The sequence below is a fragment of the Aquipseudomonas ullengensis genome (genome assembly GCF_014174475.1).
Lineage (GTDB): Bacteria > Pseudomonadota > Gammaproteobacteria > Pseudomonadales > Pseudomonadaceae > Aquipseudomonas > Aquipseudomonas ullengensis.
Map to the genome: position 1 here is coordinate 273,854 of NZ_JACJUD010000003.1, position 25,560 is coordinate 299,413.

Here is a 25,560-nt window from a genome sequence, read left to right on the forward strand (position 1 = left end):
CCTACGTGTTGATCGTTTCCGCGTGGTGGCAGGCCACCTGGCGCGCATCCAGCAGGCGCAGCTGCGGCACCTCGTTGTGGCAACGCTCGCTGGCGTAGGGGCAGCGCTGGTGGAAGGCGCAACCGGAAGGCGGGGCCATCGGGTCGGGCAACTCGCCGACAATCTTGATCTTGGCTTTGCTCGGGGCCGGATGCAGGGTCGGGGTGGCCGAGAGCAGCGCCTGGGTGTAAGGGTGCAGCGGGCGCTGGTAGATCAGCTCGCTGGCGCCCATTTCCACCGGCCGGCCGAGGTACATCACCAGCACATCGTCGGCCACATGCCGGACCACCGACAGGTTGTGCGAGATGAACACATAGCCGGTGTTGAACTCGTCCTGCAGGTCCATGAACAGGTTGAGCACCTGGGCCTGGATCGATACGTCCAGCGCGGAAGTCGGCTCGTCCGCCACCAGCACCTTGGGGTTGAGCATCATCGCCCGGGCCAGGGCGATGCGCTGGCGCTGACCGCCGGAGAACATGTGCGGGTAGCGCTGGTAGTGCTCGGGGCGCAGGCCCACCTGCTGCATCATCGCCTGCACTTGCTCGCGGCGTTCGGCGCGTGACAGCGAGGTGTTGATCTTCAGCGGTTCGGCCAACTGGTCGCCGATCTTCTGCCGTGGATTGAGCGAGGCGTAGGGATTTTGGAACACCATCTGCACATCGCGGCGCAGTTGCTTGCGTTGCGCCTTGTCGGCGCCGCTGACTTCCTGCCCGGCGATCTGCAGGCTGCCGGAGCTGGGCTGCTCGATCAGGGTCAGGGCGCGGGCCAGGGTCGACTTGCCGCAGCCGGACTCACCGACCACCGCCAGGGTCTTGCCGGCTTCCAGCTCGAACGACACGCCATTGAGGGCGCGCACCGTGGCGTTGGGCTTGAACAGGCCGCGGGAGATCGTGTAGTGACGGGTCAGGTCACGGGCGCTCAGCACTGCGCTCATCAGGCCACCTCCGCAGTCAGGTTGAGCGGGTAGAAGCAGCGCACCGCGCCACGCTCATGGGCATCGAGCGTTGGGCGCTGCTCGCGGCAGCGTGGCTGTACATAGGGGCAGCGCGGCGCCAGCAGGCAACCCTGTGGCCGGTCATAGCGGCCGGGGACGATGCCGGGCAGGGTGGCCAGACGGCGCGCGCCCAGACTGTGCTCGCCGCAGTTTTGCTCAGGAATCGCCTTGAGCAGCGCTTCGGTATAGGGGTGCGTTGGCGCATCGAACAGCGTCGGCACGCTGCCCACCTCCACCGCTTGCCCGGCATACATCACGCACACGCGGTCGGCGGTTTCGGCGACCACGGCCAGGTCATGGGTGATCAGCACCAGGCCCATGCCGGCGTTGCGCTGCAGGTCGAGCAGCAGGTCCATGATCTGCGCCTGGATGGTCACGTCGAGCGCCGTGGTCGGCTCGTCGGCGATCAGCAGCTTGGGCTCGGCGGCGATGGCCATGGCAATCGCCACGCGCTGGCTCATGCCGCCGGAAAGCTGGTGCGGGTAGGCGTCGAGGCGGCTGGCGGCGGCGGGAATTTCCACCCGCTCCAGCAGTTGTAGGGCGCGGGTACGGGCAGCCTTGCCCTTGAGGCCGAGGTGCTGACGCAGCACCTCTTCGATCTGGAAGCCCACGGTGTAGCTGGGGTTGAGCGCGGTCATGGGGTCCTGGAAGACCATCGCCATGTCCTTGCCGACGACGCGGCGGCGCTGCCGGCCCTTGAGCGTGAGCATGTCGTGGCCGTCGAAACGCAGGCTGTCGGCGCGGACGATGCCGGGGGCATCGATCAGCCCCATCAGCGCCAGCATGGTCACCGACTTGCCGGAGCCGGACTCGCCAACGATGGCCAGCACTTCGCCCTTGTCCACGCTAAGGTCGAGACCGTCGACCACCGGTACTGCCGTGGCATCACCGAAGTGCACCGAGAGGTTGCGAATATCGAGCAGGCTCATGGGTGCGCTCTCCGTGTGGCCGAGGCCGCCAGCCCCTCACCCCAACCCTCTCCCCAGAGGGGCGAGGGGGCGGAACGTGCGGGCTTGAGTGGATGGGTGGATAGCCTTCGGCCCTGGAGGCGAAAGAGAGCCAAGCGCAGGGGCTTGAGGGCGCGCGCGGATACCCCCTCTCCCCTCTGGGGAGAGGGCTGGGGTGAGGGGGCGGTGCGGCTGCGCACGCCGATAATGATTGGCTGCTGCATGGCGGGCTCCTTACTGCGCATTCTTCAGTTTCGGGTCGAGCGCATCGCGCAACCCGTCGCCCATCAGGTTGATCGCCAGCACGCTGAGCAGGATGGTCAGCCCCGGTAGCGACACCACCCACCAGGCGCGTTCGATGTAGTCGCGCGCCGAGGCCAGCATGGTGCCCCACTCGGGCGTCGGCGGCTGTACACCGAGGCCGAGGAAACCCAGCGCTGCGGCATCCAGGATGGCCGAGGAGAAGCTCAGGGTCGCCTGCACGATCAGCGGCGCCATGCAGTTGGGCAGCACGCTGACGAACATCAGGCGCAGGGTGCCGGCACCGGACAGGCGCGCGGCCGTGACGTAGTCGCGACCCAGTTCGCCCATCACCGCGGCGCGGGTCAGGCGCACGTAGGACGGCAGCGAGACGATGGCGATGGCGATCACAGTGTTGATCAGGCCGGGGCCGAGGATGGCGACGATGGCCACCGCCAGCAGCAGCGAGGGCAGGGCCAGCATCACGTCCATCAGGCGCATGATCGCGGGGCCGAGCAGTCGCGGGAAGAAACCGGCGAACAGGCCCATGAGGACACCGGGGATCAGCGACAACAGCACCGAGGCCAGGCCGATCAGCAGGGACAGGCGGGCGCCATGGATCAAGCGGGACAGCAGGTCGCGGCCCAGCTCGTCGGTGCCGAGGAGAAACTGCCACTGGCCGCCTTCCAGCCAGGCCGGAGGGGTGAGCAGGAAGTCGCGGAACTGCTCGCTCGGGTCATGCGGCGCGACCCAGGGCGCGAACAGCGCGCAGAACACGATCAGCAGCATGAACAACAGGCCAGCGACGGCGCCTTTGTTGTGGGCGAAGGCTTGCCAGAATTCCTTCAGCGGCGAGGGGTAGAGCAATGCCTGGTCATGGGGTGTAAGGGTTTCAGTTGTCATAGTGGGCTCCGTAGAACCTGTTCATGGCCTCGCGAGCTAGAGCGAGACAAGGAAAAAGCGGCTGAGGAAGCGGAATGTGCTGTTGCACATGAGCATGACTCGCTTCGCTCGCCCCTTCGGGGCCGCCCTGAAGGGCGTTAGCAACAAGCAGCTTCCGAAGCTGGTTTTGACGCGGTATCGCCGACGCGCAGCAGGCCATGGATAGGTTCTTAGCCCTGGTGGCGAATGCGCGGGTTGACCAGGCCGTAGAGGATGTCCACGACGAAGTTGACCAGGATCACCAGGCAGGCGATCAGCAGGATGCCGTTCTGCACCACCGGGTAGTCGCGGGCGCCGATGGCCTCGATCAGCCACTTGCCGATGCCCGGCCAGGAGAAGATGGTTTCGGTCAGCACCGCGCCGGCGAGCAGGGCGCCGACCTGCAGGCCGAACACCGTCAGCACCGGGATCAGCGCGTTGCGCAGGCCATGCACGAACACCACGCGGGCCGGCGACAGGCCCTTGGCGCGGGCGGTGCGGATGTAGTCCTCGCGCAGCACCTCGAGCATGGCCGAGCGGGTCATGCGCGCGATCACCGCCAGGGGAATGGTGCCCAGCACGATGGCCGGCAGGATCAGGTGCTTGAGGGCATCGACGAAGGCGCCCTCCTCATCGCTGAGCAGGCTGTCGATCAGCATGAAGCCGGTTTTCGGCTCGATGTCGTAGAGCAGGTCGATGCGCCCGGATACCGGCGTCCAGCCCAGGTACACGGAGAAGAACATGATCAGCAGCAGGCCCCACCAGAAGATCGGCATGGAGTAACCGGCCAGGGAAATGCCCATCACCCCGTGGTCGAACAGCGAGCCGCGCTTGAGGGCGGCGATCACTCCGGCGATCAGGCCCAGGGTGCCGGCGAACAGCAGGGCGGCGAGGGACAGTTCCAGAGTGGCCGGGAACAGGATGAGGAACTCGTCCCACACCCCTTCGCGGGTACGCAGCGACTGGCCCAGATCGCCCTGGGCGAGCTGGCCGATGTAGTCCAGGTACTGCGCCGGTAGCGGCTTGTCCAAGCCCAGGCGGTGCATGGCCTGGGTATGCATTTCGGGGTCGAGGTGGCGCTCGCCCATCATCACTTCCACGGGGTCGCCGGGGATCAGGCGGATCAGTGCGAAGGTCAGCAAGGTGACGCCGAAGAATGTGGGGATCAACAGCCCCAGACGCCTGGCTATGAAGGACAGCATTGCGTGGTGGTACTCCGCATCGGGCAATTTTCTTAGAGCCTGTTCACGATCTCCTGACTGTCGGCCATACCGCGTTAAAAACGACCTCGGGATGCTCATTTACAGCACGTAAACTCCGCTCCCTCGGTAATTTTTGCCTTGTCTGGCTCTAATTCAGAAGATCGTGAACAGGCTCTTAGGGTAGAAGTGTGCGTTGCGCTGGTTATTCTGCCGGTTTCACGCGCCGTACATGGGCGAAATTGTTCGACCCCATGGGGCTCAGGGTAAAGCCTTCGACGTCCTTGTCGATCACGGTGAACTGCTTGGGATGGGCCAGGGCGATCCACGGCACCTGTTCATGGACGATCGCCAGGGCCTGGCGGTACAGCACCGCGCGCTCGTCGGGGTCGCTGAGCTGGCGGGCCTCGCGGATCAGTCGGTCGAATTCGAGGTTGCACCAGCCCGCCTGGTTCTCGCCGGATTCGGCGGCGGCACAGGACAGGTTGGGCGTGAGGAAGTTGTCCGGGTCGCCGTTGTCTCCGGCCCAGCCCATGAACACCAGATCGTGCTCACCATTCTTCGCCCGCTTGATCAGCTCGCCCCACTCGAACACGCGAATATCGGCCTGGATGCCGATGGCGGCGAGGTCGGCCTGCAGCATTTGCGCGCCGATGCCTGGGTTGGGATTGGTCGGGCCGCCGCCAGGGCGGGTCCACAGCGACAGGCGCAAACCCGCGCTCAGGCCAGCTTCGGCCAGCAGCTTGCGCGCACGCTTGGGGTCGTGGGGCCAGGGCTTGAGCTGGTCATTGAAGCCGAGCAGGGTGGCCGGGTAAGGGTTGATCGCGGCACTGGCGCCACCTTCGCCGAACTGGGCGCGCAGGTAGGCGGCCTTGTCGAAGGCCAGGTTGATCGCCTGGCGCACGCGGATGTCGTCCAGTGGCTTGTGTCGGGTGTTGAGGGCGACGTAGGCGGTGAGCAGCGAGTCCAGCTCCAGTACCTGCAGGTTCGCCACCTGGCGCAGCGCCGGTACGTCGGTCGGGCGCGGGTAGACCGCAATCTGGCAGGCGCCGGCCTTGAGCTGCTGCACGCGCACATTCGGGTCGGGGGTGATGGCCATCAGCAGCTTTTCGCTGGGCGGTGCGCCGGCCCAGTAGTCCGGGTTGGCGCGAAAGCGTATCTGCGCGTCCTTGCTGTAGCGCTCGAACACGAAGGGGCCGGTGCCCACTGGCTGGCTGTTGAGCTGCTCCGTGGTGCCGGCGGCCAGCAGTTGGTCGGCGTATTCGGCGGAGTAGATCGAGGTGAAGCCCATGGCCAGGTCGGCCAGGAAGGGGGCCTCGGGGTGTTTCAGGGTAAAGCGCACGCGGTGCTCGTCGAGCTTTTCCAGCTTGTCGATCAGCGTGGCGAAACCCATGGCTTCGAAATAGGGAAAGCCGCGCTGGGCCAGGGCGTGCCACGGATGCGCTGGGTCGCGCTGGCGCTGGAAGCTCCACAGCACGTCGTCGGCATTGAAGGCGCGGCTGGGTTTGAACCAGGGCGTGCTGTGAAACTGCACGTTCTCGCGCAGGTAGAAGGTGTAACTCAGGCCGTCTTCACTGACTTCCCAGCGTTGCGCCAGGGCCGGGTTGATATGGGTGCTGCCGGGCGCGAACTGCACCAGGCGTTCGAACACGGTTTCCGCCGATGCATCGGCGGTGGTGGCGGCGGTGTATTGGGCGATATCGAACCCTTCCGGGCTGGCTTCCGTGCACACCACCAGGGGTTGGGCAGAAAGGCTGAGCGGAAGGAACAGGGCCAGGAACAACAGACAAAGGCGCATGGGTGAGAAAGAGCGGCGGCTAGTTGCCGGCGCTTACGCCGTAGAGGGTGTTGAGCGCGTTCTTGCACATTGGTTGGGGCACGGTGGAGTGGGCAATCGGGGTGATTGGCGCCTGTCGCATTGTCGACCTCATTGTTATTCGGCGGATGACCATGAAGGGCGCTTGCTGGCTCCCGCAAGAAACCATGCACGGCATATGCCGCACGCAAACCCTAAGCGTCAGTCAGTGTAGAAGCTATGGCCAAGTTGTAAGCGCTTGTCCACGATTGCCGGTGCGTTGGCCGCGTCGCGTTAAAAACAGGCCCTGGTTCAAACGATCGCGGGGCGTGTTGCCTGTTCGCCGTTTCGGGGCGGGAAGATTGCCGGCGTGGTGCTCCTGGCGAACACCGCGCCGCCCTCAATCAGGGCATCTGGACTTCGATCACACCATCAGCGGCCAGGGTGATGCGGCTGGTGCCGGCTTCGATCTGCGGCGCCGGGGCGCTCTTGCTGAAACCGCTGTCCATGGCCATGGCGCGCATCGGCATCACTGGCTGGAAGCCGCCACCGCTGAGGCTCAGGCTGACCAGTTTGTAACCCTTGCCGCCAACGGCTTCGGTGGCCAGCTGGGCGCGGGCCTTGAAGGCTGCCACGGCTTGTTTGATCAGGCCGTCTTCACTCTTCTGGCGGGTAGTCTCGGCGACGGTGAAGGTCATCTCGGCCATCTTCAGCTCGCCCAGCAGGTCGGCGGTGAGCTGCGACAGGCTGGCGAAGTCGGCGCTTTCCAGGCGCACTTCGCCGCGTTCGCGCCAGGCACTGATCTTCTTGCCTTCGTCTTCGTACACCGGGTAGCTGTTGCGGCTGCCCAGGCTGACGCTGATGCCCTGTACCTTGCGCGCACGCTCGATGGCCTGGTTGAGGGCCGTGGTGGTAGCAGCGGCCAGCTTGGCTGGGTCCTTGTCCTGGGCTTCGCTGTAGAGGGTCACGAGCATGCGGTCGTGGGCCACTTCCTGGCTGACCTCGGCGCGCAGCGACACCTGGTTGTAGCGCAGCTCGTCGGCCAGTGCCGGCAGGCTGGCGAGGGCGCCGAGGCTGAGGGCGAAGGTGGCGGCGAGACGGTTGAGAGCGAGCATGGGGAACTCCTTTGGGGGATTGTCCTGGGGTTAGACGCAGGCTTGTGACTATCCGGGTTAACCCGGGTTCAGAAAGTCATCCTGCCACGGCTGCCGGGGTAGTCGACATGCCGTTGTAGGAGCCAGCTTGCTGGCGATGCTTTTGCGCGGCGGCGGATCGCCAGCAAGCTGGCTCCTACAGGGAGCGTGGGCTTCGGTGCACTGTGCCAAGGCTGCGGCGAGTTGCCGCACAGGGGCGGTCGGGTGGGTGGCGTGGTTATACTCGCTGCACGTCATCGGAGCCTACATGTACGCCCCCGTCCAACTGTTTTCCGCCAGCCGCCAGAACCTCTGGCGCCTGACTCTGATCCGCCTGCTGGTGCTGGCCGCCCAGGCGGGGTCGGTGGGCATCGCCTATCTCACGGACATCCTGCCGCTGCCCTGGCTGGCGCTGAGCGTGACCCTGGGGATTTCCCTGGGCCTGTGCCTGCTGACCTTCCTGCGCCTGCGCGGGCCGTGGCCGGTGACCGAGCTGGAGTACACCGCGCAGCTGGCCTGCGACCTGATCGTGCACAGCGTGCTGCTGTACTACTCGGGCGGCTCGACCAACCCCTTCGTTTCCTACTATTTAGTGCCGCTGACCATCGCGGCGGCGACGCTGCCCTGGTTCTATTCGATGTTCCTCGCCGGCCTGGCCCTGACCGGCTACACCGCGCTGCTGATCTGGTATCACCCGCTGCACCTGAACAACGTGCAGCACGAGGCCATGCTGATCAGCCTGCATTTGTTCGGCATGTGGATGAACTTCGCCCTGTCGGCGGCCTTCATTACCTTCTTCGTGGTCAAGATGGCCGGCGCCCTGCGCAGCCAGGACGAGCTGCATGCCCTGCGCCGGGAAGAGGGGATGCGTGACCAGCAATTGCTGGCCGTGGCCACCCAGGCGGCCGGTGCGGCCCATGAGCTGGGTACGCCGCTGGCGACCATCAGCGTGCTGCTCAAGGAGCTGCGCCAGGAATACCGCGACAAGCCGGCCCTGCAGGACGACCTGGCGCTGCTGCAGGAGCAGGTCAAGCTGTGCAAGGAAACCCTGCAGCACCTGGTGCGTGCCGCCGAGGCGGACCGGCGCCAGGCGGTGTTCGAGCAGACTGTCGTGCAGTGGCTGGAAACCACCCTCAACCGCTGGCACCTGATGCGCCCCGAGGCCACCTACCGCTTCCAGTGCCTGGGCTTTGGCGCCGTGCCGCGCCTGTCGCCGCCGGCGGACCTGAGCCAGGCGCTGCTCAACCTTCTGAACAACGCCGCCGATGCCTGCCCTGACAAGCTGGATATCCGCCTGGACTGGGACCATCAGTGGATCAACCTGAGCATTCGTGACCACGGCGCCGGTGTGCCGCTGGCCATCGCCGAGCAGATCGGCAAACCCTTCTTCACCACCAAGGGCAAGGGCTTCGGCCTCGGCCTGTTCCTCAGCCAGGCCAGCGTGACGCGGGCCGGCGGGTCGGTGAAACTGTACAACCACGAAGAGGGCGGCACGCTGACCGAGCTGCGCCTGCCCAGACTGGCCCCGGGAGATGACCATGAGTGAAGAGCTGCCCCTCGACAGCGAAGACCAGCCACACCTGCTGCTGGTAGACGACGACGCCACCTTCACCCGCGTGATGGCGCGCGCCATGAGCCGTCGCGGCCTGCGCGTCAGTACCGCCGGCTCGGCCGACGAAGGCCTGGCCATCGCCAAGGAAGACCTGCCGGACTATGCGGTGGTCGACCTGAAGATGGAAGGCGACTCCGGCCTGGTGCTGCTGCCCAAGCTGCTGGAGCTGGACCCGGAAATGCGCGTGGTGATCCTCACCGGTTACTCGAGCATTGCCACGGCCGTGGAGGCGATCAAGCGCGGCGCCACCAACTACCTGTGCAAGCCGGCCGACGCCGACGACGTGCTGACGGCGCTGCTGTCCCAGCATGCCGACCTGGAAACCCTGGTGCCGGAAAACCCGATGTCGGTCGATCGCCTGCAGTGGGAGCACATCCAGCGCGTGCTTGCCGAGCACGAGGGCAACATCTCCGCCACCGCGCGCGCCCTGGGCATGCACCGGCGCACCCTGCAGCGCAAGTTGCAGAAGCGCCCGGTTCGCCGCTGAGCGGGCCGAGCCAGTTCTGTAGGAGCCAGCTTGCTGGCGATCAACGGCGCTGCCCGTGAGCACGGATCGCCAGCAAGCGGGCTCCTACAGATTTACGCGCGGGCGAAAGCCTGCTGGAAGGTGTGCAGCGCTCTGGGCTGTTATCATTAGCCACCTAACCAAATAGTCAGGTTCGGGGTTCGCATGTTCGCCGTCTTCCAGCAAACCATCGGTATCACCGCGCCGGTTTTCGCCATGCTGTTCCTCGGCGTGGGCCTCAAGCGCCTCAACCTGATCGACGTCAACTTCATCCATACCGCCTCGGCCCTGGTGTTCAACGTGACCATGCCGGTCATGCTGTTTCTCGCCATCCTGCATGCCGATCTCACGACTGCCCTGCAGCCCGCGGTACTCGGCTATTTCGTGCTGGCTACCCTGCTGGGCTTTCTGCTGGTCTGGGGCTGGGCCATCTGGCGGGTGCCGTTGGCCGAGCGCGGCGTCTACGTGCAGGGCGCATTCCGCGGCAACAACGGCATCATCGGCCTGGCCCTGGCCACCAGCCTGTATGGGCACTACGGCCTGTCTCTGGGCGGCATCCTCGGTGGGGTAGTGATCCTCAGCTACAACAGCCTGTCGGTGATCGTGCTCGAGGTGTACAGCCCGAATACCAAGGCCAGCGTCTGGGGCATTTTCAAGAGCATCCTGCGCAACCCGCTGATCATCGGTGTGCTGGCGGCGATTCCGTTCGCCTACTGGAAAATCAGCCTACCGGCCTGGCTGACCACCTCGGGCGAGTACCTGGCGCAGCTGACCTTGCCGCTGGCGCTGATCTGCATTGGCGGCACCCTGTCGCTGGCGTCCTTGCGCGCCAGCAGTGGCTTGGCCATCAGCGCCAGCCTGATGAAAATGCTCTGGCTGCCGCTGCTGGCCACACTCGGCGCCTTCCTCTGCGGCTTTCGCAATGCCGAGCTGGGCATCCTCTTCCTCTACTTCGCCAGCCCCACGGCGGCGGCCAGTTTCGTCATGGCCAAGGCCGCGGGCGGCAACCACGAGCTGGCGGCGGCGATCATCGTGATCACCACCCTGGTGGCGGTGGTCAGCACCAACGTCGGTTTGCTGGTGCTGCAGTGGGGTGGCTGGATCTGACGCTGTAGGACACTTCCGAATTCGCCGCGGCGGCCATTGCGCCCCGGTTGGTGCGACGGAGCGCGCCAGCCCAGGTGACGCCTGGCAGGCGAAAGTGTGCGGCGCAGCGGCAAAGATGTGATTCGCTGCCAAACTCCAGGCTGCGCCGGTGACTGTCGATTGTCAGTCGCCTCCCCAGTCGATAGCCTTGGCAACCTAGCGCCGTTAAAGGATTAATCATGCGCCCCCCGCTGTTACTGCTATGCCTGACGCTGCCTGCGTCGGTTGCCCTGGCAGAACCTTCCGCAGACCTCGATGGACCCGCCGCCGGCTGGCGCTATTCGGGCCTGCTCGATCGCACGGAAAACGCCCGCGTGGCCTACCCGACGCCGCCCATCGACCGTGGCGCGCAGCGCAATCGCAGCATGATCGAAGGCAGGCTCAAGGGCCTGCAAAGCCAGCGCCAGCCTCATGTGCTGGCGGTCAACGGCAACCCGCTACCGCTCTACACCGACGCCGAAGGGCGTTTCGCCCGGCCCTACAACTTTGGTGCCGGCTCCAACAGCGTCGAACTGCGCGCCGCCGGCCAGCCGCTCAAGCGCGTGCAGTTCTACGAAGCCAATACGCAGAAAACCCCCGCCCAGGTGCGCATCGTTCTGGGTTGGGACGACCCGCAGGCCGAACTCGACCTGCATGTGGTCACCCCCGATGGCCAGCACGCCTTCTGGGCCGATCCGGTGATGAGCAATGGCGGCGGCCTGGACGTCGACAGCGTCGACGGCCCCGGCCCGGAAATGTTCACCATGACCGCGCCGCTGCACGGCACCTACCTGATCTATGTGAACTACTGGGGCAACCTGAACAGCCAGGGCTACAACTTCCAGGCCGGCAGCAACCTCAACGAGGTGATCACCTCGCAGATCAGCCTGGTGTTCAACGAGAACACCGTGAACGAGAAGCGCGAGACCTTCGTGGTGCCGCTGCGCACCATCGGCGATCTGCTGTTCATCAAATCCTTCAACTATTGAATGCTCCCGCAGCCGGGAAGAACTGGGGTTTCCACATGAGCGATAACACCACACCCGATACCAGCTCCGTAGCGCCTGGCGGCAGTCGCCTGCGCCCGCTGCTGATCGCCCTGGCCGTTGCCGTGCCGGTGGCGGCTGCCGGGCTGTTCGGCTGGCTGTGGCAGGGGCCGCAAGCGGGTCGCGAGCTGGGTGAGCAGAACCTGCTGGGCCTGGACCTGGCGCGCCCCGACGTACTGATCGAAAGCGCCTCGCTGAGCCGCCTGCCCAAGGACCTGCTGGCGGTGCCGCTGTTGCGTGACACCCTGACCGAGGACCTGGTGTTCTACTACGAGGCCAATGCCGACCGCCTCGGGCTGACCGGCAGCCTGCGGCGGATCATCTACGAGCACGACCTGCAGCTGCGCGACAACCTGCTCGACGAGTTGCTCGACCAGCCGGCCGAGGTCGCCCTGTGGCGCGATGCCGGTGGTCGCCTCAAGCACTTCCTGGTGGTGATCGAGCGCGGCGGCCTGGCCAAGGCCCTGGAGCCGCTGGCCAAGGTGGCGCTGGACGATAGCCAGCTGAGCCAGGCTGGCGAGTTCATCGTCGATGGCGCCCCGGTGCCGTTCTATCGCCTGCGCTACAACAACGACCGTTCCCTGCTGTTCGCCTCCCACGGCGACCAGCTGTTGCTGCTGTCCAGCGCCGACATGCTGTTCGCCCCCGAGCCCGAGCCCGAGCCGGCTTCTGCCGAGGCGGCCAGCGCGGATGACCAGTCCGAAGTGGCTGCCGTCGATCCCGACGCTGCGGTGCCGGCGGACGAGGCTGCCGCCGAGTCGGTCGAGCCGGAAGAACCGAGCGGCCCGTTGCTGGCCAAGGTGTCGACCGAGGCGGTCGAGGCGTTGCTGGCCGGTCAGCATCCCTTCCCCGAGCGTTTCGGTCTGGAGACGCGCGGTCCGTTGCAGCAACGCATCAGCCTCAGCTCGGACTTCCTTGCTCTCGGCTACCAGCGTTTTATCCCGGCTTTCGCCGGTCTGCGTTTCGAGATGGACGGGCAGGGCTGGCACAGCTTCCTGGCCCTGAACGAGGTAGAGGATCAGGGTAAATTCGATTTCACCCCGGTGTGGCGCGCCATGCCCATGGGCGCCAGCGCCTGCGTTGCCCTGCCGGTGGCGGCGGCCGTGCCCGGGCGTCTGCTGAGCAAGGTCGGCGCCGAGGCCAAGGTGGCCGCCGAACTGGGTGCCCAGCTCAGCGGCACCGCCGGCCTGTGCTGGTACGCCGAGTCGCGTCTGCATTCGCCGCTATTGGTCGGCACGCTCAAGGGCGAGGCCGGCGCGCAGACCGATGCCGAACTGGGCAAGCTGTTCGACAGCCTGATCGGCGCCTGGGAAGCCAATGTCGAAGGTGGCCAGTTCCCGGTCGAAGACAGCGAGCAGGGCGCGACGCACACATGGCAGCGCCAGGTCGGCTCCAACTTCGGCCAGTACCCGGGCGGCGATGCCGAGAATCCGGATGCCCTGGCCGCCAGCGGATTCTTCCGGGTCAGCCTGGCGCGGCATGGCTCGACCCTGTTGTTCTCGCTGGACGACCGTCTGGTGAACAAGGCCCTGGATACCCTGGACAAACGCTTTCCGCCGCTGGCCGACGTGTTGCCCAAGGACGCCCTGGTACCGGCCTACCTGGCGCCGCAGACACTGGCCACGCTGTTCGAGCGCGAGACCCTGGAAAGCCTGCCGGAAGACATGGAGCCGGTGTTCCGCAACGCCGCGCAGAGCAACCTGCTGCCCAAGCTGCGCGCGCTGTCCACCCACGGCAAGTACGCCCTGACCCTGCCGGCCGGTAGCGAGGCCAGCAGTGCCTGGCAGTGGCTGCCGCTGCAGTGGCGTGCCCTGTGAGAACAGTTATTCACGGCGCTCTCGCCTTGCTGCTGTTGTGCAGCCAGGCGCTGCGGGCAGAGGCAGTGGCGCCGCTCGATACGCAGCAGTCCCAGGTGTTTCGCGCCTGGTTCGTGCGCATCGCCCAGGAGCAACTGCGCCAGGGGCCTAGCCCGCGCTGGCACCAGCAGGACTGCGCCGGCCTGGTGCGCTTCGCCGCCAACGAGGCGCTCAAGGTGCACGACGCCAAGTGGCTGCGCGCCAACGGCCTGTCCAACCGCTACCTGCCGCCAGAGCTGGAACTGAGCCCGGCCCAACGCCAGCTGGCCCAGCAGTGGCAACAGGGTGGTGGCAAGGTCGGGCCGTACGTCAATGCGATCAAGTTGATCCAGTACAACAGCCAGCTGATTGGCCGCGATCTCAACCAGGCACGCCCCGGCGACCTGATGTTCTTCGACCAGGGTGACGACCAGCACCTGATGATCTGGATGGGCCGCAACATCGCCTACCACACTGGCACCAGCACCCAGACAGACAACGGCATGCGCTCGGTGAGCCTGCAACAACTCATGACATGGAAGGACACCCGATGGATACCCGACGAATCCAACCCCAATTTTATCGGCGTCTATCGACTGCACTTTCTCAGCCGATGAGGGCTCTGCACTTGCCGCGTCTGGCCGCTGCGGCCCTGATCGCAGCCATCCTGCCGCTGGGCGTCAGCCAGGCAGACGACAACGTCGAGTCGAGCGGCTACATGCCGGTCAACGGGCAGTCGTTCTTCCTGCTCGCCGACTCCAGCTTCGCCACCGATGAAGTGGCCCAGGTGCGCCTAGAGGCGCCGGGCCGCGACTACCGGCGCTACACCATGGAGCCCTATGGCGGCGTGGACATGCGCGTGTACCGCATCGACCAGCCGCTGGATTTCCTCAAGCGGCAGAAGAACCTGCACCGCGTGGTCGCCGAAGGCGAGTTCAAGGGTGAAGGCCTGTCCAACACCCTGAGCTACCTGTGGGACAACTGGTACCGCAAGTCGCGGCGGGTGATGCAGCGGGCCTTCTCCTACGAGTCGCGCAAGCAGGTCACCGAAGAGGCGCCGGAGCTGAAGATGGGCGATGCGATCCGGGCGCCAACGCCGTTCGAGGCGCAGCCGCAGTACGCGCCGATGAGGGGTCTGCCGCTCATCGCGCAGTTCCGCTACCCGTTGTGGGATGCCAAGCCGATTCAGCCGCCCAAGGGCGTCGAGCTGGCCGGTTCGTCCAGTTCCTTCGTCAGCGTCAACCCGGGCAACGTCTACATCCCGTTGGGCAAGCTCAAGCCGGGGCTGTACCTGGTCGAGGCGCTGGTCGGCAAGTTCCGCGCGACCACCGTGGTGTTCGTTTCCAACACCGTGGCGGTGAGCAAGATTGCCGGTGGCGAGCTGCTGGTGTGGACCGCACGCAAGCATGAGGGCACGCCGGTGGCCGGCGCCCAGGTGCTGTGGAGCGATGGCCTCGGCGTGATGAGCAGTGGCAGCACCGATGAGCAGGGCCTGCTGCGCCTCAAGCACGCCAGCCCGGAGCGCTCCTACGTGCTCGGCGAGGACAGCGAAGGCGGCGTGTTCGTCTCCGAGAACTTCTATTACGACAGCGAGATCTACGACACCAAACTGTACGCCTTCACCGATCGCCCCCTGTACCGCCCGGGCGACTGGGTGGAAGTGAAGATCGTCGGTCGCGAGTTCAAGAACGCCCGCGACTCGGTGGCCGCACAGGCCGCGCCGATCAAGCTCAGCGTGCTGGATGCCACCGGCACCACCCTGCAGAGCCTCGACCTGGCCCTCGACAGCAAGGCCGGCACCCAGGGCCGTTTCCAGCTGCCGGACAATGCCGTGGCCGGCGGCTACGAGCTGCGCTTCAGCTACCGCGACCAGCTCTACAGCAGCGCCTTCCGCGTCGCCGACTACATCAAACCGCACTTCGAGATTGCCCTCGACCTGGCCAAGCCGGACTTCCGCACCGGTGAGAAGGTGACCGGCAACCTGGTGCTGGTCTACCCGGACGGCAAGCCGGTGAAGAACGCGCGCCTGCAACTGAGCCTGCGTGCCCAGCAGCTGTCGATGATCGACAACGAGCTGCAGTACCTCGGTCAGTTCCCGGTCGAACTGACCAGCAGCGAGCTGAGCAGCGATGACCAGGGCCGCGCGGCCCTCGATCTGCCGGCGGCGGACAAGCCGAGCCGGTACCTGCTCACCGTGTTCGCCAGCGATGGCGCCGCCTACCGGGTCAAGGTCAGCAAGGAAATCCTCATCGAACGTGGCGCCGCGCGTTATCGCCTGGAGACGCCGCAGCGCTTCAGCGCGGTGGGCGATGCGGTGCCGTTCAGCTACCGCAGCGAGCAACCCACCGAGCTCAAGCCGGCGCGCTATGAGTGGGTGCGCCTGGAAGACCAGAGCCAGCACAGTGGCGATCTGGATGAAGCAGACCAGGGTTTCAGCCTGAGCTTCGAGCGTCCCGGCACCTACAGCATCACCCTCAAGGACAAGCACGGCCTGATCCTCGGCGCCACCGGCCACTCGGTCAGCGGCGACGGGGTCAAGGCCGTGGCTGGCACCGTGGAGATCGTCTTCGACCAGGATGCTTACCAGGCCGGTGACGAGGCCTTGGCGCTGATCACCTTCCCCGAGCCGGTGGGCGATGCATTGCTGACCCTGGAGCGCGACCAGGTGGAGGCCACTGCGCTGCTGTCCAAGGGGGGCGACTGGCTCAAGCTGGAGAAACTCAACGACACCCAGTACCGCGCGCGCATTCCAGTCAAGGACAGCTTCGCCCCCAACCTGACCTTCTCCGTGCTTTACACCAAGGGCGGCGAGTACAGCTTTCAGAACGCCGGGATCAAGGTGGCCAAGCCGCAGGTGGAGATCGCCATCGCCACCGACAAGGAGCGCTACCAGCCGGGTGAAACGGTCAGCGTCGAGCTGGCCACCCAGTTTGCCGGCAAGCCCGCCGCCACGCGCCTGACCGTCAGCGTGGTGGACGAGATGATCTATGCCCTGCAGCCGGAAATCGCCCCGGGCATCGACCAGTTCTTCTATCACCCGCGGCGCAACAACGTGCGCACCAGTGCCAGCCTGGCGTTCATCAGCTACGACGTGGCGCTGCCGGGCAACCCGACCGCACCGGGCCGCGCCAACCGCAGCGAGCGCGGGGTCAAGGTGCTGGAGCGGCCGCGCCGCGAGGAAGTCGACACTGCCGCCTGGCAGCCGGACCTGGTGACCGATACCGACGGCAAGGCGCGCTTCACTTTCCGCATGCCCGACTCGCTGACCCGCTGGCGCATCACCGTGCGCGCGGTCAACGAGGCCGGTGAAGTGGGGCAGAAGAAGCAATTCATCCGCTCGGAGAAACCGCTGTACCTGAAGTGGAGCGGGCCGACCCTGTTCCGCGCCGGTGACAAGCCGCAGCTGGGCCTGTTCGCCTTCAACCAGGGCGAGGAGGGAACCAAGGCCGAACTGGTGACCCATTTCGCCGGGCAGGAACAGCGCCGCACGGTCGAACTGGAAAAAGGCATCAACTACCTGCCGTTGCCGGAGACGGCACTGGTGGCAGGCGAATGGCGCGGTGAGCTGCTGCAGGATGGCAAGCCGGTGGATGCCCTCGGGGTGACGCTGCGCGTGGCCGGCGAAGGTTGGCAGCGCCTGAGCACCCAGCACCTGACGCTGGCGGCTGGGAGCAATCCGCTGAGCCTGCCGGCCGATGCCAGTGGCATCCGCCTGCGCCTGGACGACAGCTCTCGCGCGCTGTTCCGCTCGGCCCTCGATGACCTGCTCGACTACCCCTACGGCTGCGTCGAGCAGACCGCCAGCCGCCTGTTGCCGCTGAGCCTGGCCTACCCGACGCTGGCCAAGGGCGAGACACGCATCGGTGACCGCCTGCGCCTGATCATGCAGAACAGCCGTCTGCGCCTGGTGCAGATGGCCGGCCCGGAAGCCGGTTTTGCCTGGTGGGGCAACGATGCCGAGGCGGACGCCTTCCTCACCGCCTACGCCTATTACGCCGACTGGCATGCTAGCCGCGCGTTGCACATCAACCTGCCGCCAGAGCATTGGCAGCGCGTGCTGGAGGTGTATGCCAAGCAGGTGCCGAATACGCCGCTGCTGCAGCGTGCGCTGGTCCTCGACTTCGCCCGCGAAATGCAGTTGCCGGTCAACAGCCTGCTCGAAGGCCTGCTGAGTGATCTGGGCGCGGCCGGTGAGGGTGATGATGTGACCCTGGCCGACGATGGCGAGACCAGCCAGGTAATGGCCGAACCGAATTCGCAGCTCGGCCTGGCCCTTGCTCGGGTGCTGGCGGCGGATCTTGCCGCGGCGACCCAGGTCAAGCTGCCGGCGGCATTCAGCGCGGGCCTGGATGGCGCTCGGGAGCGAGTGGCTGCCAGCACCCATCCGTTTGCCGAGGCGGTGCGCCTGTCCCATGGCAAGGTTGATCCGGAGCAGGCCAATGCCTTGCTGCAGCGCCTGGCGCCCGAGCAGTCGACCCTGGAGCGCGCCCTGGCCCTGACCTGGCTGGCCCAGGCGCTGCAGCAAGCGGCACCCGCGAGCGTAGCGACACCGGGTGCCGGCTGGCTGGCGCAGCAGGGCGCCAGTGGCGAAACCTGGTGGCAATGGCAGGGCAAGGAACTGCCCAAAGCCCTGGACCTGCCAGCCGAGCAGGCCCGTCCGCTGGCGGCTGCACTGAGCTTCGACAGCGCCCAGGCGCCCACCGGCGAGCTGGATGTCAGCGTCAGTCGCCGCCTGCTGCGCCTGGTGCCGGGCGAGAAGGCTTTCAGTTTCAGCGTGGAGGAGGTCGGCGACGAGCCGCTGTCCAGCGACCAGCTGTACCTCGACGAAGTGACCCTGCGGGCAGACGGCGAGCGGGCGCGGCGCTATGGCCTGCTGGAAGTGCCGCTGCCGCCGGGTGCGGATGTCGAGCGCACCACCTGGGGTATCCAGGTCAGTGGCCTGGGCTCGGATGAAGCGGCGCCGCTGGAAAAGGCCCGTCATGAGCCGGGGCAGATGCTCTATGCGGTGCCGGTCGACAGCCTGCAGGGCGAGCTGGTTCTGCGCCATCTGGTGCGTTTCTCGCAGAAAGGCCAGTTCAGCCTGCCGCCGGCGCGCTATGTGCGCATGTATGCGCCGCAGGAACAGGCCGTCGAGCAGAATCCGGCGCTGGCCGAGTTGAAGGTCGAGTAACGCCATGCGTCCCTTCGGCTGGCTGGCGTTGTTGCTGCCCCTGCTTGGCGAAGCGGGGCAGACGCCGTTGCAGCTGGCCTGGCGCACGTCGGAGGGCGATCAGCTGCTGCAACTGGATACGCAGCAGGTGGTGGCGCGCGGCAGTCTGCCGGCGCAGCTGGAAACCCCGCTGGGCAGCCTGTGGAAGCTGTTCGTCTACGCCTATGAGGTCGACAACCAGCGGCCGGACAACGGCTATGTCTGCACCGGCCAGGATCGCGACGAGGTCTATTGCTGCAACCCGGGTGAGCGCATCGATCGCGAGCAGGCGCTGGCGCAGTCGTGCGGTCTGTATTTCACGCCGTCGCGCCTGGGCGTGCAGGCGGGGCAGTGGTCGAGCTACTGGCGTGCCCACCAGGCGCCGGCCTGGCTGGTCGATCTCGACGGCCTGCAGCCGCAGCGACGGGTACCGGTCGGCGAATTGCTCGGCGTGCTGGCCACGCTGCCTGCCCAGGATGAGGCTCGCCGAGTGCTGCTCGATGTATTACTGCGCACACCGGACAGCGCTGCGCTGGGAGCCCTCGGCGGGCGCCTGCGGGTGAAGACCTGGAGCTGGCTGGCCGATGGCGATGCACAGGCCCGCCAGGGTGGCTTCGCTGGCTGGCTGAACGACGGCACGCCGCTGTGGGCGGGCGGCTCCGGTACCAGCCAGAGCATTCTCCACGGCTATGCCGAGGTGCTTGGCAGCACGCTGCCGACGGCCTGGCCGGTGGAGCCGGGTAGCTGCGTCGAGGTCGAGCTGTTCTCCCGCTACCCCCTGCGTCAGGTGCGTCGGCAGGGCCGTGATGAACTCGCAGGGGTTGGTGCCCTGCACGGGCGTTACGAGGTGGAGTTTGCCAATGGCAATCGCCTGCCGATCGAAAGCGCCGGCGAGCTGTTTCTGCAGGGCGCGGCCAGCCAGCTGCAACTGACCGCGCATCTATCGCGCGAAGAGTACGTGGCGCGGGTGCTGGACCGTGAAGCCTCCGCCCAGCCGGCGGAGGCGGCCAAGGCGCTGGCCGTGGCGATCCGCAGTTACCTGCTGCAGAACGCCGAGCGGCGGGGCGAATGCCTGGCGATCCGCGACAGCAGCGCCAGCCAACGCGTGGCGCCGCGCCCGGCAAGCGCCGCGGCGCGGGAAATTGCCGCCTGGACCAGTGACCTGGTGTTGGCGGGTAGCCCTGTCACCTATCACCTGGATCAACCCGGTCCGGCCCGCCTGTCCTGGCAGGAGGCGGTTGCCCAGGCCAATGGTGGCCTGCGTTATGACGCGATTCTCGCCAGTGCCTTTCCGCGTGCCAGCCTGAGTCGTTGGGACAAGCCGCTGGCAGCCTGCCAGCCCTTGCCGGCCGCCGAAGACTGGTTGCGCAGGCAAAGTCGCCAGTGGCGCGCCACGCTGGACGCCGAGCCGGGCTACAGCGAAACCGGACAATTCGCCGTGTGCCGCCTGCTGTCGGGCAACCCGCATGTCGACCGCGAGCGCCGGCGCATCTTCGTTCGCGGCCTGTTCTCGCTGCAGGACCGCCTCGACCTGACCCACGAATACCTGCACCTGGCCTTTGCCGCACACCCCAACGGCCAGGATGAAAACTACATCGAAAGCCTCGCTCGCCATCTGCTGCTGGAATAGCCCCCATGACCGTTCGCCTGCACCCCATTGCTCTATTCCTGGCCAGCCTGCTACCGCTGAGTGCCAGTGCCGAAGTCCAGCTGGACACCCCGCGTGCGGGTTGGCGCCAGGGTAGCGACGAGGGCGCGCACTTTATCCAGGAAGTGAACTACCCGGCGTCCTCGGTCAACGTTGCCGCCGACCAGGCCGAGACGGCGCGCATTCGTGGGCTGATCAAGGGCGTGGCGAAGGTGGCGGAAAAGCCGGCGCGGCTGGTGGTCAATGGCATCAGCATGCCGCTCAAGGTGCAGGAGGATGGACGTTTCGATCGGCCGTTCGTGTTCCCGTCCGGCAGCAACAACGTCGAAGTGCGCAGCCCGGATGGCCAGCAGACGCGCCGCGTGCAGTTCTATAACCAGGGCAGCGGCGAGACGCCGGCCAAGCTGCGCGTGGCGCTGTCCTGGGACAGCGACAATACCGACCTCGACCTGCACCTGGTGACGCCGGATGGCGGGCATGTCTGGTACGGCGAGCGCTCCTTGGCCAATGGCGCGGCTCAGGATGTCGACGTGACCACCGGGTACGGCCCGGAAATGATCGCTTCGCCGACCCCGCTCAAGGGCCAGTACCTGGTCTACGTCAATTACTTCGGCGGCGGGTATGGCGACGACGGCAACGCGGCGGTGGCCCTGACCACGGCGCAGATCACCCTGATCACCGAGGAGGGCACGCCGAACGAGAAACAGGAGTCCTTCCTGGTGCCCATGCGCGCACCGGGTGAGCTGACCCTGGTCAAGCGCTTCAGCTATCCCTGATTCCCCCGCTTTTGTAGGAGCCAGCTTGCTGGCGATCGCGAGGCAGTCGGCTGCTGATCGCCAGCAAGCTGGCTCCTACAGAAAGCAGTCGCAGGGCGGGTGACGCCCTCGTCGTTCCTGACGCATTGCTCGCGGGTTACACCCGCCCTACGGCTCAGGCGCTGGGCGCCTGCCAGGCATCGATCACTTCCTGGGCGGCGCGGAAGGCGTCGATGGCCGCCGGTACGCCGGCGTACACCGCGCAGTGCAGCAGGGCTTCGCGGATTTCCTCGACCGTGCAGCCGTTGTTCAGCGCGCCGCGTACGTGGCCTTTCAGTTCCTGCGGGCATTTCAGCGCGGTCAGTGCGGCCAGGGTGATCAGGCTGCGGGTCTTGCGATCCAGGCCTTCGCGGTTCCATACCCCGCCCCAGCCGTGGTCGTTGATGAAGTCCTGCAACGGCTGGTTGAACTCGGTGGCATTGCCCAGGGCGCGGTCGACGAAGGCGTCGCCCATCACTTCGCGGCGTACCTGCAGGCCACTTTTCTTCTCTTCGCTCATGACTGTTCTCCGGATGATTGATGCGTAGGGTGCGTGCTACTCGAGGACTTCGACGCGCACCGGCGCTACGCCGCTGCGCAGCATGTCGATCTGTTTGGCCGCCTGTTGCGACAGGTCGATCAGGCGATTGCGGGTGTGTGGGCCACGGTCGTTGATGCGCACGACCACGCTTTTGCTGTTGCTCAGGTTGGTCACCCGCACCTGCGTGCCGAAAGGCAGTTCGCGGTGCGCGGCGGTCAGTGCGTTCTGGTCGAAACGCTCGCCGCTGGCGGTCTTGCGTCCGTGGTGCTTGGCGCCGTACCAGGAGGCCTGGCCTTCGGCGCGGTAACCGTGGGGGTCGACCACGCCCTGGCTGGCGCAACCGACAAGCAGCGGGGGCAGGATGATCAACGGCAGAAGGCTTTTAAACATGCGAGCTCCCTGTAGGGTGGATGTCGCGCCGCACATCCACCGGCCTTGGCGGAAAACGCCGCGCGTTATTCCATGGGGTGGATAGCCAGCCTACGAATAAGGCAACGCCGGGCAAGCCCGGCGTCGATATAGCCAGCCATCCTTGGCTGGTAGGGAAGTCCGGCCCGGCCATTCATGGCCGGTCGTTCGCCGGGTCAACGCAGGCGTTGACTGTTTCTGGAAAAGAAGAGGGGCTCACCCCTCCAGCTTCTTCTTCAGCAGCTCGTTGACCTGGCCGGGGTTGGCCTTGCCTTTCGAGGCCTTCATTGCCTGGCCGACGAAGAAGCCGAACATCTTGCCGCGCCTGGCTTCGTCGCTGGCGCGGTATTGCTCGACCTGCTCAGCGTTGGCCGCCAGCACTTCGTCCAGCATGCTTTCGATGGCGCCGGAGTCGGTGACCTGCTTGAGGCCTTTCTTCTCGATCACTTCGTCGGCGCTGGCGCCTTCACCGGCGGCCAGGGCTTCGAAGACCATCTTGGCGATCTTGCCGCTGATGGTGTTGTCCTTGATACGCAGGATCATGCCGCCCAGTTGCTCGGCAGAAACCGGCGACTGATCGATTTCCAGGTTGTCCTTGTTGAGCAGGCTGGACAGCTCACCCATCACCCAGTTGGCGGCCAGCTTGGCATCGCCGCACACCGCGTTGACCGCTTCGAAGTAGTCGGCCAGTTCACGGCTGGTGGCCAGCACGTCGGCGTCGTAGGCCGACAGGCCGAACTGCGCCTGGAAGCGCTCGCGCTTCTGCACCGGCAGTTCCGGCAGGCTGGCGCGGATCTCGTCGAGGAAGCTCTGTTCGATCACCACCGGTAGCAGGTCCGGGCAGGGGAAGTAGCGGTAGTCGTTGGCTTCTTCCTTGCTGCGCATGGAGCGCGTCTGGTCCTTGTTCGGGTCGTACAGACGGGTTTCCTGCACCACCTTGCCGCCGTCCTCGATCAGTTCGATCTGGCGCTGAACCTCGTGGTTGATCGCTTTCTCGATGAAGCGGAACGAGTTGACGTTCTTGATCTCGGCGCGGGTGCCGAACTCGGCCTGGCCTTTCGGCCGTACCGAGACGTTGCAGTCGCAGCGCAGCGAGCCTTCGGCCATGTTGCCGTCACAGATGCCGAGGTAGCGCACCAGGGCGTGGATCGCCTTGACGTAGGCCACCGCTTCCTTGGCGGAGCGGATGTCCGGCTCGGAGACGATTTCCAGTAGCGGCGTGCCGGCGCGGTTGAGGTCAATGCCGCTCATGCCGTGGAAGTCTTCGTGCAGGCTCTTGCCGGCGTCTTCTTCCAAGTGCGCGCGGGTGATGCCGATGCGCTTCTGCGTGCCGTCTTCCAGGGTGATGTCGAGGAAGCCCTTGCCGACGATGGGGTGGTCCATCTGGCTGGTCTGGTAGCCCTTGGGCAGATCCGGGTAGAAGTAGTTCTTGCGCGCGAAGATGTTGCTCGGCGCGATGTGCGCGTCGATCGCCAGGCCAAACTTGCAGGCCATGCGCACCGCTTCGGCGTTGAGCACCGGCAGGGTGCCGGGCATGCCGAGGTCAACCAGGCTGGCCTGGGTGTTGGGCTCGGCACCGAAGGTGGTGGCGCTGGCCGAGAAGATCTTCGATTGGGTGCTGAGCTGGGCGTGAATTTCCAGCCCGATTACGGTTTCCCATTGCATGTTTACTGTCCTCAGAACCCAGTCGGTGCTTGTGTGTGCCAGTCAGTGACCTGTTGGTACTGATGGGCGACATTCAGCAGGCGACCTTCCTGGAAGTAGGGCGCAAGCAGTTGCACGCCAACTGGCAGACCGTCGACGAAGCCGGCGGGCATGGACAGGCCGGGGATGCCGGCCAGGTTGGCGGTGATGGTGTAGATGTCTTCCAGATAGGCAGAAACCGGGTCGGCACTCTTCTCGCCCAGTTTCCAGGCCAGGTTCGGCGTGGTTGGGCCGAGGATCACGTCGACTTGGTTGAAGGCAGCGACGAAGTCGTTCTTGATCAGGCGGCGGATCTTCTGCGCCTTCAAGTAGTAAGCGTCGTAGTAGCCGGCGGACAGCGCATAGGTGCCGACCATGATGCGGCGCTTCACTTCCGCGCCGAAGCCTTCACCGCGCGAGCGCTTGTACAGGTCTTCGAGGTTGATCGGGTTCTCGCAGCGATAGCCGAAGCGCACACCGTCGAAACGCGACAGGTTGGAGCTGGCTTCGGCCGGCGCGATCACGTAGTAGGCCGGAATGGCGTGCTGCATGTTCGGCAGGGAGATGTCCTTGACCGTGGCGCCGAGCTTCTTCAGCTCTTCGACCACCGCCAGTACCTTGTCAGCGATGCGACTGTCGAGGCCGGCGCCGAAATATTCCTTCGGCAGGCCGATGCGCAGGCCGCTCAGTGGCTGCTGCAGGGCTGCGAGGTAGTCGTCCACCGGCTGATCGACGCAGGTCGAGTCCTTGGCGTCGAAACCGGCCATGCCGCTCAGCATCAATGCGCAATCTTCGGCGGAGCGGGCCAGCGGGCCGCCCTGGTCGAGGCTGGAGGCGTAGGCGATCATGCCCCAGCGCGAGACGCGACCGTAGGTCGGTTTGATCCCGGTGAGGTTGGTCAGTGCCGCCGGTTGGCGGATCGAACCGCCGGTGTCGGTGCCGGTGGCCGCAGGAATCAGGCGCGCCGCAACGGCTGCGGCACTGCCGCCGGAGGAGCCGCCCGGTACGCGGGTCAGGTCCCAGGGGTTCTTCACGGGGCCGTAGTGGCTGGATTCGTTGGCCGAGCCCATGGCGAATTCGTCCATGTTCAGCTTGCCCAGGGTCACGGTGCCGGCGTTGGCGAGTTTCTCGACCACGGTGGCGTTATAGGGCGCCTTGAAGCCGCTGAGAATCTTCGAGCCGCAGCTGGTGAGGATGTTCTGGGTGCAGAACAGGTCCTTGTGGGCGATCGGCGCGCCGAGCAGGGCAGCGCTTTCACCGGCCGCGCGGCGCGCATCGGCGGCCTTGGCCTGGCTCAGGGCCAGTTCTTCGGTGACGCTGATGAAGCTGTTCAGCTGCGGGTCGAGTTGCTGGATGCGCGCCAGCAGGGCGCGGGTCAGCTCTTCGGAGGAGAAGGCTTTGTCCTGCAGGCCGCGGGCGATCTCGGCCAGGGTCAATTGATGCATGGGAAACCCTTTCCTTTTATTCGATGACTTTCGGAACCAGATACAGACCGTTTTCCACGGCCGGGGCGATAGCCTGATAGGCTGCACGCTGATTCTGTTCGGTGACCTGGTCGGCGCGCAGGCGCTGAGTGGCTTCCAGCGGGTGGGCCAGCGGCTCGATGCCGTCGGTATTGACCGCCTGCATGGCATCAACCAGACCGAGGATGTTGTTGAGGGTCTCGGTGGTTCGAGGGATATCGGCTTCGTTCAGGCCCAGACGGGCCAGGTGGGCGATTTTTTCCACGTCGGAGCGTTCAAGCGCCATCGGGATTCTCCAGGGAAAGCGGGTGACCGGACGAAATACAGGCGGGGAACGGATGCCGCGTACGGCGGTCAAAGGCCGCGAATTGTGGGCGTAAAGCCCGGAAAAGCAGGCAATTTAGCACATGCGCCGCCTTGCCCAAAAGGCTGCTCATTGATAGA

The 25,560-nt window shown here is 65.9% G+C and carries 20 protein-coding genes; 9 read left to right on the forward strand and 11 right to left on the reverse strand.

Annotated features, from left to right (window positions below; translation table 11 throughout):
- Position 1 precedes the first annotated feature (1 nt).
- The 6 genes from H3H51_RS10570 to H3H51_RS10595 all read right to left on the reverse strand — a co-directional run bounded on the left by H3H51_RS10570 (position 2) and on the right by H3H51_RS10595 (position 7,250).
- Positions 2 to 973, reverse strand: coding sequence for a peptide ABC transporter ATP-binding protein (locus tag H3H51_RS10570; protein WP_183089008.1), 972 nt, complete (start codon positions 971 to 973; stop codon positions 2 to 4).
- Positions 973 to 1,962 (reverse strand): ABC transporter ATP-binding protein, encoded by a 990-nt coding sequence (locus H3H51_RS10575; protein ID WP_183089009.1) that lies wholly within the window; start codon positions 1,960 to 1,962, stop codon positions 973 to 975. The genes H3H51_RS10570 and H3H51_RS10575 overlap by 1 nt, the downstream gene beginning before the upstream one ends.
- 252 nt (positions 1,963 to 2,214) lie before the next feature.
- Positions 2,215 to 3,123, reverse strand: coding sequence for an ABC transporter permease subunit (locus H3H51_RS10580; RefSeq protein ID WP_183089010.1), 909 nt, complete (start codon positions 3,121 to 3,123; stop codon positions 2,215 to 2,217).
- A 209-nt stretch (positions 3,124 to 3,332) separates the two neighbouring features.
- The gene (locus tag H3H51_RS10585; RefSeq protein ID WP_183089011.1) at positions 3,333 to 4,343 is read right to left on the reverse strand and encodes an ABC transporter permease subunit; all 1,011 of its coding nucleotides are present in this window, start codon (positions 4,341 to 4,343) and stop codon (positions 3,333 to 3,335) included.
- Between the two features lie 202 nt (positions 4,344 to 4,545).
- Positions 4,546 to 6,138 carry an ABC transporter substrate-binding protein gene (locus tag H3H51_RS10590; RefSeq protein ID WP_183089012.1) on the reverse strand — a complete coding sequence of 531 codons (1,593 nt, stop codon included), beginning with the start codon at positions 6,136 to 6,138 and terminating at the stop codon, positions 4,546 to 4,548.
- 401 nt (positions 6,139 to 6,539) lie between these two features.
- A complete protein-coding gene (locus H3H51_RS10595) occupies positions 6,540 to 7,250 on the reverse strand; it encodes an SIMPL domain-containing protein (RefSeq protein WP_183089013.1) in 711 nt (236 codons plus the stop codon).
- Between the two features lie 286 nt (positions 7,251 to 7,536).
- Between H3H51_RS10595 and H3H51_RS10600 the strand changes: the two genes are divergently transcribed.
- The 9 genes from H3H51_RS10600 to H3H51_RS10640 all read left to right on the forward strand — a co-directional run bounded on the left by H3H51_RS10600 (position 7,537) and on the right by H3H51_RS10640 (position 21,003).
- The gene (locus H3H51_RS10600; protein WP_183089014.1) at positions 7,537 to 8,814 is read left to right on the forward strand and encodes an ATP-binding protein; all 1,278 of its coding nucleotides are present in this window, start codon (positions 7,537 to 7,539) and stop codon (positions 8,812 to 8,814) included.
- Complete coding sequence (locus H3H51_RS10605) at positions 8,807 to 9,367, forward strand: response regulator transcription factor (RefSeq protein ID WP_183089015.1); 561 nt, start codon at positions 8,807 to 8,809, stop codon at positions 9,365 to 9,367. The genes H3H51_RS10600 and H3H51_RS10605 overlap by 8 nt, the downstream gene beginning before the upstream one ends.
- 183 nt (positions 9,368 to 9,550) lie before the next feature.
- Positions 9,551 to 10,492, forward strand: a complete 942-nt coding sequence (locus H3H51_RS10610; protein ID WP_183089016.1) for an AEC family transporter — start codon at positions 9,551 to 9,553, stop codon at positions 10,490 to 10,492.
- 218 nt (positions 10,493 to 10,710) lie between these two features.
- Positions 10,711 to 11,499, forward strand: a complete 789-nt coding sequence (locus H3H51_RS10615) for a YfaP family protein (RefSeq protein ID WP_183089017.1) — start codon at positions 10,711 to 10,713, stop codon at positions 11,497 to 11,499.
- Positions 11,500 to 11,534: 35 nt separating this feature from the next.
- Positions 11,535 to 13,373, forward strand: a complete 1,839-nt coding sequence (locus H3H51_RS10620; RefSeq protein ID WP_183089018.1) for a DUF2138 domain-containing protein — start codon at positions 11,535 to 11,537, stop codon at positions 13,371 to 13,373.
- On the forward strand, positions 13,370 to 14,008 hold the full coding sequence (locus tag H3H51_RS10625; RefSeq protein ID WP_183089019.1) for a DUF1175 domain-containing protein: 639 nt from the start codon (positions 13,370 to 13,372) through the stop codon (positions 14,006 to 14,008). Before H3H51_RS10620 ends, H3H51_RS10625 begins: the two co-directional genes overlap by 4 nt.
- A complete protein-coding gene (locus tag H3H51_RS10630) occupies positions 14,005 to 18,561 on the forward strand; it encodes an alpha-2-macroglobulin family protein (RefSeq protein ID WP_235981343.1) in 4,557 nt (1,518 codons plus the stop codon). The genes H3H51_RS10625 and H3H51_RS10630 overlap by 4 nt, the downstream gene beginning before the upstream one ends.
- Positions 18,562 to 18,565: 4 nt before the next feature.
- Positions 18,566 to 20,209, forward strand: a complete 1,644-nt coding sequence (locus H3H51_RS10635) for a DUF2300 domain-containing protein (protein WP_183089021.1) — start codon at positions 18,566 to 18,568, stop codon at positions 20,207 to 20,209.
- 5 nt (positions 20,210 to 20,214) lie between these two features.
- Complete coding sequence (locus H3H51_RS10640) at positions 20,215 to 21,003, forward strand: YfaP family protein (protein ID WP_407926482.1); 789 nt, start codon at positions 20,215 to 20,217, stop codon at positions 21,001 to 21,003.
- 154 nt (positions 21,004 to 21,157) lie between these two features.
- On the opposite strand, the gene H3H51_RS10645 is transcribed toward H3H51_RS10640, so the two are convergent.
- From H3H51_RS10645 to gatC, 5 genes are all read right to left on the reverse strand, one after another.
- The gene (locus H3H51_RS10645) at positions 21,158 to 21,541 is read right to left on the reverse strand and encodes a carboxymuconolactone decarboxylase family protein (protein WP_183089022.1); all 384 of its coding nucleotides are present in this window, start codon (positions 21,539 to 21,541) and stop codon (positions 21,158 to 21,160) included.
- Between the two features lie 36 nt (positions 21,542 to 21,577).
- Positions 21,578 to 21,952, reverse strand: a complete 375-nt coding sequence (locus tag H3H51_RS10650; RefSeq protein WP_183089023.1) for a septal ring lytic transglycosylase RlpA family protein — start codon at positions 21,950 to 21,952, stop codon at positions 21,578 to 21,580.
- A 234-nt stretch (positions 21,953 to 22,186) separates the two neighbouring features.
- Positions 22,187 to 23,635, reverse strand: coding sequence for an Asp-tRNA(Asn)/Glu-tRNA(Gln) amidotransferase subunit GatB (gene gatB / locus H3H51_RS10655; protein WP_183089024.1), 1,449 nt, complete (start codon positions 23,633 to 23,635; stop codon positions 22,187 to 22,189).
- 11 nt (positions 23,636 to 23,646) lie between these two features.
- Entirely contained in the window at positions 23,647 to 25,098 is a 1,452-nt protein-coding gene (gatA, locus tag H3H51_RS10660; protein ID WP_183089025.1) for an Asp-tRNA(Asn)/Glu-tRNA(Gln) amidotransferase subunit GatA, read from the reverse strand.
- Positions 25,099 to 25,114: 16 nt separating this feature from the next.
- Positions 25,115 to 25,402, reverse strand: a complete 288-nt coding sequence (gene gatC / locus H3H51_RS10665) for an Asp-tRNA(Asn)/Glu-tRNA(Gln) amidotransferase subunit GatC (RefSeq protein ID WP_183089026.1) — start codon at positions 25,400 to 25,402, stop codon at positions 25,115 to 25,117.
- Positions 25,403 to 25,560 lie beyond the last annotated feature (158 nt).